This is a genomic window from Kitasatospora sp. NPDC001119, from assembly GCF_053598475.1.
Window position 1 is genome coordinate 48,209 of the sequence record NZ_JBSFKI010000026.1, and the last position, 13,311, is coordinate 61,519.

Below are 13,311 nucleotides of genomic sequence, written 5' to 3' on the forward strand. Positions count from 1 at the left end.
GTCCGGTCGCGCACCACGCGCGACCGGTGAGCCGGGCGACGGACCCCTTCGGGGGCCGGTCGCCCGGCTCTGCTGTACCCCGGGCCGCCCTCCCGGGCCCGGCCGTTGCCCCGAGCCGTGACCCCCACAGCGTCCGACGCGGCGTCAGAACCCGGTGCCGGCACGTGACCGACCGCTCACCCGCCGCGACGACCGCGGCACCGGAGGCGCCTCGTTCGCGGCTGCCACCGGCGTTCGCGGGCGTTCACCGGTGGTTGCGAGTGGTCGCGGGTGGTCACAGCACCGAGCGCACTGCGTCCGCGACCGAGGACACCCTGGTGTAGACGCCCGGGTGGGCCGCCTCGGCACAGCCCGTCCCCCAGGAGACCAGGCCCACCAGCCGGCCGTCGACGATCATCGGGCCGCCGCTGTCGCCCTGGCAGGCATCCTTGCCGCCCCTCTCCTCGCCCGCGCAGACCATGCCCCGGGCGTCGAACCTCCCGTCCTGCCCGCCCGGATAGGCCTGCGCACAGACCTGGTCCGGCACGACCGGCACGGACACCCCGCGCAGCACGGGCGAGTAGTCGCCCCGCCCCGTGGTGTCACCCCAGCCGTACACCTGGGTCGTGGTCCCGGCCGCGTACGGTTCGGTCTCGCCCTGGCCGACCAGCTCGACCACCGGCAGGGCGCCCTGGGACTCGGCGAGGGTGAGCACCGCGACGTCGTTCATGTTGGCGGCGAAGGAGTAGTCGGGGTGGATCCAGACCGACCGCACCGCCACCTCCCGGCCGGACGTGCCGCGCATGTCGTCCCGGCCGACGATCACCTTCAGGCCCGGCCGGTCCACCCGACCCCTGGCCTCGTCGTAGAAGCAGTGCGCGGCCGTCACCACCTTGGTCGGGGTGACCAGCGCACCCCCGCAGAACTGGCCGGAACGGCCGCTGCCGAACTGCTGGCGGCTGGACAGCGCCACGATCCACGGGTGGTCCGCGGTGCTCACCGCGCTGCCGCCGACCACCCGGCGCTGCGCCTCGGCCGGCGCCGCGGTGCCGAGGGCGACCAGCGGGACGGGAACGGCGGCGAGCAGCGCCAGCACGGCGGCCCTGCGGCGGTGGCCCGCCCGGTCGGCGGCCGGGTCGGCGGGGTCCGCCGGGAACAGGGCGGGCGTCGGCAGGTCTGTGCGGTCCGGCTCGGTCGGCACCGTGACTCCAGGAGGCTCGGAAGCGGGCAACCGGCACAGCGTAGGTGACCGGCTACACGGTGCGACCGCTTCCCGCCGCGCCGCCACCCGGACGAGGGACAACCACCACCCGTACGCTGACGCGCCCGGGCCCGGACAGCCGCGAAGGCCCGGAGCCGTGCGGCTCCGGGCCTTCGCGTGGAACGACTGCCGTCGAATCAGTCCAGGTAGTCGCGCAGCACCTGGGAGCGCGACGGGTGGCGCAGCTTCGACATGGTCTTCGACTCGATCTGGCGGATGCGCTCACGGGTGACCCCGTACACCTTGCCGATCTCGTCCAGCGTCTTCGGCTGGCCGTCGGTCAGGCCGAAGCGCATCGAGACCACGCCCGCCTCGCGCTCGGACAGGGTGTCCAGCACCGAGTGCAGCTGCTCCTGGAGCAGGGTGAAGGAGACCGCGTCGGCCGGGACGACCGCCTCGGAGTCCTCGATCAGGTCACCGAACTCGCTGTCGCCGTCCTCGCCCAGCGGGGTGTGCAGCGAGATCGGCTCACGGCCGTACTTCTGGACCTCGATGACCTTCTCGGGGGTCATGTCGAGTTCCTTGGCCAGCTCCTCCGGGGTGGGCTCGCGGCCCAGGTCCTGGAGCATCTGGCGCTGGACGCGGGCCAGCTTGTTGATGACCTCGACCATGTGCACCGGGATGCGGATGGTGCGGGCCTGGTCGGCCATGGCGCGGGTGATCGCCTGGCGGATCCACCAGGTGGCGTAGGTCGAGAACTTGTAGCCCTTGGTGTAGTCGAACTTCTCGACCGCACGGATCAGACCGAGGTTGCCCTCCTGGATCAGGTCCAGGAAGAGCATGCCGCGACCGGTGTAGCGCTTGGCCAGCGAGACCACGAGGCGGAGGTTGGCCTCCAGCAGGTGGTTCTTGGCCCGGCGGCCGTCCTCGGCGATGATCTCCAGCTCGCGCTTGAGCTTCGGGGCGAGCTTGTCGGCGGCCGAGAGCTTGTCCTCGGCGAACAGGCCGGCCTCGATGCGCTTGGCGAGCTCGACCTCCTGCTCGGCGTTGAGCAGCGGGACCTTGCCGATCTGCTTCAGGTAGTCCTTGACCGGGTCGGCGGTGGCACCGGCGACGGCGACCTGCTGGGCCGGCGCGTCGTCCTCGTCGTCGTCGGAGAGGACGAAGCCCTCCGACTCCTCCTCCGGAGCGGTGCCCTCGGCCTCGGTCTTGTCGCCGGGCAGCGCGACGTCCTCGAGCAGCTCCTCCTCGCCGAGCAGCTCCTCGTCGCCCTTGGCGGTCTTGCCGGCGGCGGTCTTCTTGGCAGCGGTCTTCTTGGCCGGCGCGGCGGTCTTCTTCGCCGCGGCCTTCTTGGCCGGCGCGGCCTTCTTCGCGGGAGCCGCCTTCAGCTCGGAGCCGACCGCGGTCCTCCCCTCGGCGGTGATCTCGGCGGAGACGGTGGGAGCCGAGGCCGTGGCGGCCGCGACGGCCGGCGCCGCGACGGGAGCGCCGGGGGCGATCCGCACGGGCGGCTTGGTCGGGGCCGACGGGGCGGCCGGGGTCCGGGTGGTGACAGCCTTGGTGGCGGTGCGCTTGGTGGGGCTCTTGGCAGCAACGCTCTTGCGCTTGGCGCCGGCCGGTTCGGCCGCGCTGACCATGAGGTCCACCCCCTCCTCAATCAGCACCTGGTTGAGGCTGCGCATGACGTTCTTCCACTTGGTGACCGGGATCTGGTCCGCCTCGAACGCCTGGCGCACGTCGTCACCGGCGATCTGCCCCTGGGCCTTGCCCCGCTCGATGAGCGCCAGCAGAGCCGCGGACTCGGCGATCTCGGGGGGAAGCGAACGGGATGTGCTGGCCGACACGAACAACCTCTCGGACGATGAGTGGATCTCGAACCCGTACCGGCCGCCCGAGCGGGCGGGGAAGGAGATCGCGCGTCGGACGCGCGGTGTCGATTCCGACCGACTCGGGCTTGAGGACTGGGTTTGCAGGACGGCAGCAGCGCCGCGGACCAACACAGCATTCTGACATGTTGGAGTATTCCGGAGCTGCTTCCGCTCAGGACACATCGCTGCTACTCGTCAAGTGTTACGCATGGCCTTCGTGTCGCGGGTCACACCGACCCGGCGCCCGCAACCCGGGGCCGCTTCCATCATCGCGCACTCGCGGGGTGAACTGTTGTCATGGACAAGCTGTGAAATGGACTCGCCTTTCGCCGGGCCGCCTTCCCGGGCCCGGTAACCCCTCCCGGGCGCGACCGGCAGGCCCGGCTTCTCCCCGGCTCTCCCGGCTCCGGCTTCCCCCGGCTTCCCCGTCCTTCTCCCGCCCCCGGCGTTCCCCACGTTCTCCCGACTCCGGTCGACCCGAGGGGTGACGGCATGCGGAGGCCCCCCGGCTGCGCCGCACGATGCGACCGGAGGGCCCTGGCGGAGCGGACCGCCGCCAGCCGGCGCCTCCGCTCGTGGAAACAGCCCGTTCAGTGCTCCCTGGGCGCGGGGACGGACGGCTCGACCTCGGGATGGACGGTGAGCAGCGCCCGCATCGCGACCTCGCCCGCGGTGCCGTCGCCGGCGCCCAGCGCGTCCACCAGCCGGGCGTGCAGGCCGACCGAGGACTCGGAGGGCCGCTCGCAGGAGATCGCCGGGCCGCCCGAGACCTGCAGCGCGCAGGCGACGATCCCGGACAGGTGCTCCAGCATCCGGTTGCCGGCCATCTGGAGGATCAGGCCGTGCAGCTCGGCGTCGGCCCGGGTGTACGTGGAGAGGTCGGCCTGGGAGGCGGCGTGGCCCATGATCTCGACCAGCTCGACCAGGCGCTGCTGGACGTCCTCCCGGCCGTGGCCGGCGGCGAGCCGGGCGGCCAGCGGCTCGATCGCCCAGCGGAGCTCGAACAGCTCCCGGCGCTGCTCGTCCCGCTGCGGACCGAAGGCGCGCCACTCGATGATGTCCGGGTCCAGCAGGTTCCAGTCGCCGACCGGACGGACCCGGGTGCCGACGTTCGGCCGGGCGCTGACCAGGCCCTTGGCCTCCAGCACGCGCAGCGACTCGCGGACGACGGTCCGGGAGACCTCGAACCGCTGGCCGATCTCCTCGGGCACCAGCGGGCGGTCGGCACCGAGATCGCCGGAGACGATCATCTGGCCGAGCTGCTGGACCAGCTGGCCGTGCAGACCGCGGCCGCGGCTGCTGGTGGTCTTGCGGCCGACCCGGCCGATGTCGGACTCGGCGCCCTCCCAGCGGGGCGCCGGCGGGGTCGGCCGGTCGGCGTACGAGAAGCGGTCCAGGTCGCCGGGACCGTGGATGGGCCCATCGGCGGAACGGGCGGGGGTCATGGTGGGGTGCGCAAGGGTACTCACGCCTCCTTTGTCGGCGATCCGCAGGCGTGGCTTGAGAATTCTCGTGAAAAGCACACGAAAGGGTGATCGACCGTGACTGGATAATTGACTTCTTATCAGGAAGAACCGCGCATTACGGTCACTGCTGGTCGATCTTGGTAGCCACGGGCAGGACCGCACCCCGGGGGCTTCCGCAGGACCGGACAGGGCCGCCCACGGGTGCGGCGCCGTGCGGGAGGCCCTGCGCGATGCGCAGCCACGGGCCTACAGGGCGCGGCGGCGGGCCTGGGCCAGCAGGGCGGCGAGCAACAGGAGCCCCGCGGGGGCCGCGACCACGGCGAGCAGTGCCGGATCGGTCAGCGCCGCGCTCCCGGCCACCGCCTCGCGCGCACCGCCGTACACCCAGCCGTAGGCCCACTCGATCCCGGACTGGAACGGCAGCAGCTCGGCCGCCCGGGCCGGCCACGGCCTGCCGGTGTGACGCAGCAGCAGGGCGACGCCGGACTCCAGCAGCGGCGGCAGCGCGCACAGCAACAGCACCCCGGCCGCCGCGCTGCGGGTCAGCGAGGCCGTCAGCACCCCGGTCCAGGCCGCCACCACGGTGAGCAGGACGAAGGCCAGCAGGGCGGCGGGCACCCCGTGACCGGCCGTCAGGCCGAGCGGGGAGAACACGCCCGGCAGGTCGGACAGCCCGGACAGCCCGGCGCCGGTCACCGCCGCGGACACCCGGTCCGACAGCGCGGCCGGGTCCGCCCAGGCCGCCACGGTGACGCCGTCCGGCAGCGCGAGGTGCACGGCCAGCGTGTCGAGCAGCAGGGTGGTCAGCGCCAGCAGGGCCGCCACCGGCCCGATCACCAGCAGCTTGGCCAGCAGCAGTCGCACCCGGCGCGGGTACGACACCTGCGAGGCCGGCAGCCCCGGGTGGCGCACCTCGTGCCCGTACGAGAGCGCGCCCAGCACCCCGGCGCCGAGCGCCGCGAAGGGCAGCGGGACCAACGGGACGGCGGCGGTCAGCAGCCGCACCCCGGCCGGGGCGGCCAGCGGGCCGTCCGGGGCCTGGTCCGCCAGGACGGCGGCCACAACGGCGTCGCCGAGCAGCACGGCGGCGAGCAGCAGCCAGGTGGAACGCAGGCCGCGCAGGCGGCGCAGCTCGTAGGCCAGGACACGCACGGTTCACTCGCTCCGGTGGTCGTCGGGGGTGGCGGGGGCGGGGGCTGCGGGGACGGCGGGGGCCGTGGGGGCGGCGGGGGGCTGGGCGGTGGAGACCCGGACGGCGCTCGTGCCCGAGGCGGGGCGACGAAGGCGGACGGTGTCGTCGGTGAGCAGGTCGTCGGCGCTCACCCGGCGGCCCGGCGGCCGGACCCGGGCGGGCGGATGCGGCAGGGCCGGGGCCGGGTCGTCGCGGAAGAGCCGGTCGACGGCGACGATGGGCGCGGGGGCGGGCTTGGCGGGGGCGTCGGACCCGGCCTCCGCGGTCGGCTCCGGCCGACGGCCGACGGGCCCGGGGCGGCGGCCCGCCGAACCGAGGATGGGGAGCGCGGCGGCGGGGAGTGCGGCGGCGATTGCCACGGCGGGCAGGGCGCGGGTGGGCAGGGAGCCGTCCTCCCGGCGGCGGGGGGCGTTGTGCTTCGGGGCGGTGGCGGCACGGGGGACGGGGGTGGTGGCTTCGGGGGCGGAGGCTTCGAGGGCGGAGACGGTGGCCGGTTCGGCCGGCGTCGTCACGGCTCCGACCGGGGTGGGCTCGGCGGCCGGCTCGGGGATCCGCTCGGCGGCCGACTGCGGGCCTGGCTCCGACTTCGGTTCCGGGTTCGGTGCCGGGTCCGGTTCCGGGTTCGGTTGCTCGGCCGACTCCGGGCTCGGCCCCGCCCCGGGTTCCGGGTGGAGGCGGAGGTGGCCGGAGCGGCCCGAGCCGACCGGCAGGACGACCCGCGGCGCCGGCTGCTCGACCACCCGGTCCGCCAACTCGTGCAACAGGATCCCGTGGCGGTAGGCGAGTTCGCCGATCTCGGTGCGGTCGATGCCGGCCACCGCGAGGCCCACGCTGCCGTCCCGTCGGACGTCCGCGCCCTGGCTGACCAGCAGGTCCGCCAGCCGCGCCATCTGCGGCCCCCGGACGGCCACTTCGGGGCTGAGCCTGGTCCGCCGGAACTCCGCTACCGGCTGGTCGGCCACCAGTCGGCCGCGGTCCAGGGTGACCACCCGGTCCGCGAGCTGCGAGGCCTCCTGCGGCGTGCGGGTGGTCACCAGGACCGTTCCACCGGCGGCCCCGAAGGAGCGCAGGAAGGAGTGGAACCACTCGACGTTGCGCGGTGACAGGCCGTCGGCGGGCCCGTCCAGCAGCAGCGCGCCGGGGTCGCCGAGCAGGGCGGCGGCCAGGGCCAGGCGGCGGTGCATGCCGGGCGAGAAGGTGCGCAGCCGCTGCCCGGCGACGGCGGCCAGCCGGGTCTGCTCCAGCAGTTCGTCGGCCCGCTGGGCCGGGACGCCGACGGCCGCGGCGAGCATCCGCAGGTGGCTGCGCGCCTTGCGGCCCGGATGTCCGGCCACCGCGGCCTCCCCGGTGCCGGGCAGCAGCACCCCCACCTCGCGCTCGGGGTGGCGCAGCCGACGGTAGCGGCGGCCGTCGAAGAGCGTGACGCCCTGGCCGCGTTCGAGTTCGAGCATCAGCCGCAGGGCGGTGGACTTGCCCGCCCCCTCGGCGCCGAGTAGCGCGGTCACCGTGCCGGGCCGGGCGTCGAAGGTCAGGTCGAGCACTGCGGGCGGAGCGCCCTTGCGGTAGACCTTGGTCAGTCCGGTGATCTGGATCATCGCTGGCTGCTCCCGTGCCCTCGGCCGAGCTGTTCGACGCGGAGCACCCCTGACGGGCGGGCATGCACCCGCGCGGCTCCGCGCCAGCACATTAGGGGGCGGCGGCGGCTATTCCGGGCATTACGGGAACGGCACGGGCCCGCCGGCTGCCCACCTCACCCGATCAGGGGACAATCCGATCCTGCGATTCACGGTCGACCGGTCCGTTCCGGGTCCCGGCGGAGTCGGTTGCTTCGGTGACTTCGGTGGCTCCGGTGGCCTCGGTGGTGCCGGTGGTGTCGGCAGCTTCGGTGGCGCCGGACGGGCGGGGCTCCGTGTCCGCTGAGGGGTGCGGCCCCTACCGGGAAGGCCAGGGCGGTGGCGGGAGCTGCTCACCGCCGCACTCCGCGTGGAACTCGTCGACGGCTGCCTGCCCCTCGACCACGATCTCGCCCAACCGCTCCCGCTCGGCGGCCAGCCGTTCCTCGACGGCGGCGATCGACTCGGGCGCCGCGTGCTCGGCCTGCAGCTCGGCCAGTTCCTTCTCCGTTGCGGTGGTGGTCCTGTCCAGGCTCCGGTAGTCCGCCGCCAGCCCCTCGATGAGGATTCGCTGGTTGGCGCAGTCCTTGATGGCCATCGCGGGACTCCCTGGGCCGGAGGCCTCCGGCCCGGGCGGTCGGAGCGTCCACCGACACTCTGCGCCGACGCCTCCGGGTCCGCAGCCAGGCCAGGCCATTCGGCTGCCCGGTACCGCAGAACGGCGGGTCGGTACCGGGTTCGGGCGGGCCGAACGCCGGGCTTGGCGGAGGGCTGGGGACAGGACCGGGCACAGGGCCCGCGGGGGTCAGGACTCCGGGCGGAGCATGGGCGGGTTGAGGACGGTCGCACCGCCGGCGGTGAACAGCTGGGCCGGGCGACCGCCCTGACGGGTCGTCGTGCCGCCCGAGGGCAGCAGGAAGCCGGGGGTGCCGGTGACCTTGCGGTGGAAGTTCCGCGGGTCCAGCACCACTCCCCAGACCGCCTCGTAGACCCGGCGCAGCTCACCGACGGTGAACTCGGCCGGGCAGAAAGCGGTGGCGAGGGAGGAGTACTCGATCTTGGAGCGGGCGCGTTCCACACCGTCGGCGAGGATCAGGCCGTGGTCGAAGGCGAGCGGGACGCCGTCGGCCGGGTTCTCCCCGAGGAGTTCGCCGACCGGGGCCCAGCGGGCGCCGCTGGCGTCGCCGCCGGCCCGGGGCGTCGGCAGGTCGGGGGCGAGCACTAGGTAGGCGACGCTGACCACGCGCATCCGGGGGTCGCGCTGCGGGTGGCCGTAGGTGGCGAGCTGCTCGAGGTGGGCGCCGGCCGCACCGGGGCCGACCGCGTCCTGGCCGGGGGCTGTGTGGGCGCGCAGGCCGGTCTCCTCGGCCAGCTCACGGGAGGCGGCCTCGGCCAGGCCCTCGTCCGGGCGGACGAAGCCGCCGGGCAGCGCCCAGTACCCCTGGAACGGCGGCTCGCCTCGTCTGACCAGCAGGGCGCAGAGCGAGTGGTCGCGCACCGTCAGCACCACGAGGTCAACCGTGACAGCGAACGGGGGGAAGGCCGACGGATCGTAGCGCGACATGGCGACGATCATAGTCGTCTCTCTGACGATAAGCACAGGCCCGTGCGTGGCCGCTCCTGGCCGGTGGCCCCCGCCCGACCCGGCGCGGTTCGTGTACGGGCCGCGCCGGGCCGGGAGCGGACGGGCCCGGTGCCGGTGACCCGGTGTCACCGGCGCCGGGCCCGGACGGGCGGTGGCGGGCGGCGGCGGGCTCAGCGGGCGACGAGTTGCAGATCCTCGGACGCCTCCTCCACCATCGCCACGCCGATCCTGCTCACCCGGACGGAGAAGGGCTCGCCCGCCACCCGCAGACCGGTCAGCTCCAGCTCGCCGAGCGGTGCGGTGCTGGCCGGGCGGACCAGCACCCGGCCGCCCGGGACGTCGGGCCGGACCCCGGCGAGGGCGAACACCGCGTGCACGGCACCGGCTGCGGAGACCGCCGCCGGGCGGCAGGCGGCCGGGTGCGGCACCGGCGGGCAGCCGGGGGTGCGCTGCTCCCCCGCGTACATCTCCGGCAGGCGCCCCTCGAAGTGGGCGCTCGCGGCGAGCAGGCCCTCCAGCAGGGTGCCGGCCTCGTTCTCGTGACCGGCCTCGGCCAGGCCGGCGACCGCCAGCGCCGTCTCGTGGACCCGCACCGCGCCGCCGCGGTGGCCCAGCGGGTTGAAGCGGAGGGACTTGGCGCTCAGAGTGCGCAGGCCCCAGCCGCTGTCCAGCTCCGGCGCGACCAGGCGCTGGGCGAGCAGCCGGGTCTGCTCGCGGTCCAGCAGGCTCTCGTGCCGGCCGCCGTCGACGGCGAGCCCGGTGTCCAGCAGGTGCACCAGGGAGGAGGCGACGGCGGGCAGCGGCTGGCCGCCCGGGGCCAGCCCGGCCGCGGGGCGGCCGCCGGAGAGGTCGTCGACCCAGAACCGCTCGCGGAAGCGCCGGCGCAGCCCGGCGGCCCAGCCGCGCCAGTCCTCGGCGTCCGGTCGACCGAAGGCCTCCAGCAGCTCGGCCCCGTGCAGGGCGGCGCGGTGGGCCTGCGCCTGGACCTCGGCGCGGGCGGCGACCGGGTGGGCGGAGCGCTCCTCGGCCGGGCGGCTCAGGTCGGTGACGAAGCCGTCGACCAGACCCTCCCGCAGGGCGACCAGGGCCCGCTCGGCGGTCGGCAGCAGCTCGGCGACCTCCGCCGGGGGCAGGCCCCAGCGCCAGGCCTCGGCCAGCACGGTGACGAACAGCAGGGTGGCCTCGGTGGCCGTGCAGGTGGGTGGCAGCTCGGGACCGCCGTGGCGCAGGGCGCCGGGCAGCAGGCCCTCGGTGCGGCCCGGGGCGGGGGCGAGCTGCTGGCGGCGGGCCAGCGCCCGGAGGGTGCCGGCCGCCAGCCGGGTGCCGAGCGGCAGGGTCAGGCGGGCGGCCCAGAGCGCGTCGGCCGGGGCGAGGCCGAAGCGCCAGGGCGCTCCGGAGGCCGGGTAGAGGTCGGTCGGGCGGTCCGGGTCGGCGAACAGCAGCCCGCCGAGGGCGTCCAGCGAGCGGGAGACCAGTGGGGCGGCCCGGGTGTCGTCGCTGCGGACCTCCGGCTCGGACCAGGGCAGTGGCGCGCCGGTGCCGCGGCCGCCCGGCGGGCGCGGGCCGCCGGCGGCGGTCTCCAGCTCGGTGTGCAGCTCGACCGACCAGCGGGCGCCCGGCTGGACCTCCAGGTCCCAGCGGAGCACGCCGGCGCCGGCCAGGACGGCGTGCGGGGAGGGCTGGGCGCTGACCACGGCGCTGTGCACCGGGCCCGTCCAGCGCAGTCCGGCGGACTGCACCTGCCCCGGCAGGTCGGGCTGGCGGTGCCCGGCCGCGATCTCGGCGACCGGGCCGAGGTCGGTGCCGAGGGCTATCTCCAGTGGCAGCCGGGCGGGCCGGGGGCCGGTGTTGCGCACGACCACGGTCTCCACGCCGTCCGCGTGCCGCAGCCGCTCGACGGTGAGTGCCGGATCCGGGTCGAGGTCGCCGGGGATGCGGACGGCGCCGAGGAAACGGGCCTGGGCGGTGCTGGTCAGGGTGCCCTGGAGCGGCAGCGGCTCCATGCCGCCCAGCCGCAGCTCCATCCGGGCGAGCACCCGGACGCCGTTGCGGTAGAAGCCGTGCAGGCCGTGGCCGCGCAGCTGGCCGTCGGGGCCGGAGGCGGCCATCGCCGGGGCGTTGACGCAGATCACCGCATGGTGGACGGCGGGCGGCTGCGGCCGCGGCGGGGCCGCGGCTCGGCCCGGGCCGAGCGGTGCGCCCGCGGGCCCGGCCGCCGGGGCCTGGTCGTGGCGGCCCACCGGCCTGGGCGGCGCGCCGACCACGCTCTCGGCCGGCATGGCCTGTGGTGGCCTCATGGCGGTCACCGGACTCTCCTCCCCTCGGCGGTCCGGTGGCCGGGTCAGGCCGGTGGGCCGCGAGCATGCTCGATCGCGTGCTGATGATGCCGGGCCGGCGGGGCCGTCCCGTCGGCGGGTGTGCCGTTTCTGGCCGTACCCGGTGACGGGTCGTGCCATGCGGTGCTCGGTACCGGGCCGGTACCGGCGCGCCGCGCCTTCGTTCCCGGGGCCCCTCGCCGTGGCCCGGCACGCCGTCAGGTCCGGCGGCCCGGTCGGCCGGTGACGCCCTTCCCCCGCGGCCCGCACCCGCCGTGACGCTCGGCCCCCTGGTGGCCACCGGTCATGGTGCCGCACGCGGCCGCCGACGGCTGCCGGTGTCCGGGCGCTCTGGTCCGCACCGCCCGGTGATCGGCCCGCCCGAACCGGGCGGAGACCCCCGGAGTGAACGCCGCGCACCGCCACCAGGTCACGCCCCGCCGCTGCGCCGCTGGTCGGGACGGTTCTGCCGGGCGGCCGTACAGCTTCCGTCGGAACGTCACCGGGGCCTCGGCGCGGGCGCGTCACCGTCCGCGATCCGGGGCCGGCACTCGTCTTGCGGGCCGCCGTCGGGCCCGCTCGGGGCGGTCGTCGGCCGGGGTCGGCCGACCGGTCGGACGGACGGGGCGGTCGAACCGGTGCTCGACCGCCGCCAGGATACGGTGCGGGGGTCGCGGCCCCCGCACCCGGTGACCCCGTGAACCGCGACGCCATCGCTGTGACCAGCAGAGACCGAGGAGTTGCATGTCCACCATCAGCCGGCTGCCCGGGATTGTCACGACCGACCACGTGTTCCAGCTGCCGCTCGACCACGCCGCCCCGCAGGGCGAGCAGATCGAGGTGTACGCCCGCGAGGTGGTCGCCGCCGGCCGCGAGCGGGCCGACCTGCCCTGGCTGGTCTACCTCCAGGGCGGGCCGGGCGGCAAGGCCGCCCGGCCGCTCGGCCGGGACTCCTGGCTGGAGCGCGCCCTGGACGACTACCGGGTGCTCCTGCTCGACCAGCGCGGCACCGGGCGGTCCACCCCCGCGACCCGGCAGACCCTCGCCCGGCGCGGTGGTCCGCAGGAGCAGGCGGACTACCTGGCCCACTTCCGCGCGGACTCGATCGTCCGGGACGCCGAGCTGATCCGCGAGCGGCTGCTCGGCGCCGACCGGCGCTGGAGCGTGCTGGGCCAGAGCTTCGGAGGCTTCTGCACCCTCACCTACCTCTCCATCGCCCCCGAGGGCCTGACCGAGGCCTTCATCACCGGTGGCCTCTCCGGTCTCGGCAGCTCGGCCGACGACGTCTACCGCGCCGCCTACCCGCGGGTGGTCGGCAAGAACGAGGGCCACTACGCCCGGTTCCCGCAGGACGTCCAGGCGGTGCGCCGGATCGCGGCCCACCTCGCCGACTCCCCCGCGACCCTGCCGGACGGCGGGCTGCTCACCGTCGAGGCGTTCCAGGCGCTCGGCATGCTGCTCGGCGGCGGCAGCGGCTCCGGCACGCTGCACTACCTGCTGGAGGAGGCCTGGGTGGAGGGCGCGGCCGGGGCCGAGCTCTCCGACACCTTCCTGGCCGGCGCCCAGGCGCAGCTCTCCTTCGCGGGCGGCCCGCTCTACGCGGTGCTGCACGAGTCGATCTACGGCCAGCGGTCGGTGGACCAGGGCGGCACCGCCTGGGCGGCCGAGCGGGTCCGCAAGGAGTTCCCGCAGTTCGACGCCCGGGCCGCGCTGGAGTCCGACGCGCCGGTGCTGTTCACCGGGGAGATGATCTACCCCTGGATGTTCGACACCGACCCGGCGCTGCGCCCGCTGAAGGAGACCGCGGACCTGCTCGCTGCCCGCACCGACTGGCCCAACCTGTACGACCGGGTGCGGCTGGCCACCAACACCGTGCCGGTCGTGGCGGCCGTGTACCACGACGACATGTACGTGGACACCGCCGACTCGCTGGAGACCGCCCGCGCGGTGCGCGGCCTGCGGACCTGGATCACCAACGAGTGGGAGCACGACGGCCTTCGGATGAGCGGCGGCACGGTGCTGGACCGCCTGATCAAGATGGCGCACGGCGAGGCGTAGCGGCCCTCGGGCCGGCGCCGCGGCACGGAGCGGC

9 protein-coding genes are annotated in these 13,311 nt (G+C 75.5%); 1 reads left to right on the forward strand and 8 read right to left on the reverse strand.

The features are described 5' to 3' along the window. Positions 1-274: 274 nt before the first annotated feature. The 8 genes from ACWDD9_RS29000 to ACWDD9_RS29035 all read right to left on the reverse strand — a co-directional run bounded on the left by ACWDD9_RS29000 (position 275) and on the right by ACWDD9_RS29035 (position 11,201). Positions 275-1,075 carry a S1 family peptidase gene (locus ACWDD9_RS29000; RefSeq protein ID WP_049650795.1) on the reverse strand — a complete coding sequence of 267 codons (801 nt, stop codon included), beginning with the start codon at positions 1,073-1,075 and terminating at the stop codon, positions 275-277. A 302-nt stretch (positions 1,076-1,377) separates the two neighbouring features. Next, on the reverse strand, positions 1,378-3,030 hold the full coding sequence (locus ACWDD9_RS29005; protein ID WP_380741608.1) for an RNA polymerase sigma factor: 1,653 nt from the start codon (positions 3,028-3,030) through the stop codon (positions 1,378-1,380). Between the two features lie 608 nt (positions 3,031-3,638). Further along, positions 3,639-4,571: a FadR/GntR family transcriptional regulator gene (locus tag ACWDD9_RS29010; RefSeq protein ID WP_049650790.1), complete on the reverse strand. Its 933-nt coding sequence runs from the start codon at positions 4,569-4,571 to the stop codon at positions 3,639-3,641. A 189-nt stretch (positions 4,572-4,760) separates the two neighbouring features. Beyond that, complete coding sequence (locus ACWDD9_RS29015; protein ID WP_449813186.1) at positions 4,761-5,666, reverse strand: hypothetical protein; 906 nt, start codon at positions 5,664-5,666, stop codon at positions 4,761-4,763. 3 nt (positions 5,667-5,669) lie between these two features. Beyond that, positions 5,670-7,301: an ATP-binding cassette domain-containing protein gene (locus tag ACWDD9_RS29020; protein ID WP_449813187.1), complete on the reverse strand. Its 1,632-nt coding sequence runs from the start codon at positions 7,299-7,301 to the stop codon at positions 5,670-5,672. 337 nt (positions 7,302-7,638) lie between these two features. Further along, a complete protein-coding gene (locus ACWDD9_RS29025; RefSeq protein WP_387829430.1) occupies positions 7,639-7,917 on the reverse strand; it encodes a hypothetical protein in 279 nt (92 codons plus the stop codon). 207 nt (positions 7,918-8,124) lie between these two features. Then, positions 8,125-8,883, reverse strand: coding sequence for an NUDIX hydrolase (locus ACWDD9_RS29030; protein ID WP_074005708.1), 759 nt, complete (start codon positions 8,881-8,883; stop codon positions 8,125-8,127). A gap of 191 nt (positions 8,884-9,074) precedes the next feature. After that, positions 9,075-11,201, reverse strand: coding sequence for an amylo-alpha-1,6-glucosidase (locus tag ACWDD9_RS29035; RefSeq protein WP_449813215.1), 2,127 nt, complete (start codon positions 11,199-11,201; stop codon positions 9,075-9,077). Between the two features lie 762 nt (positions 11,202-11,963). Between ACWDD9_RS29035 and ACWDD9_RS29040 the strand changes: the two genes are divergently transcribed. Further along, entirely contained in the window at positions 11,964-13,277 is a 1,314-nt protein-coding gene (locus ACWDD9_RS29040) for an alpha/beta fold hydrolase (RefSeq protein ID WP_449813188.1), read from the forward strand. Positions 13,278-13,311: the final 34 nt, after the last annotated feature.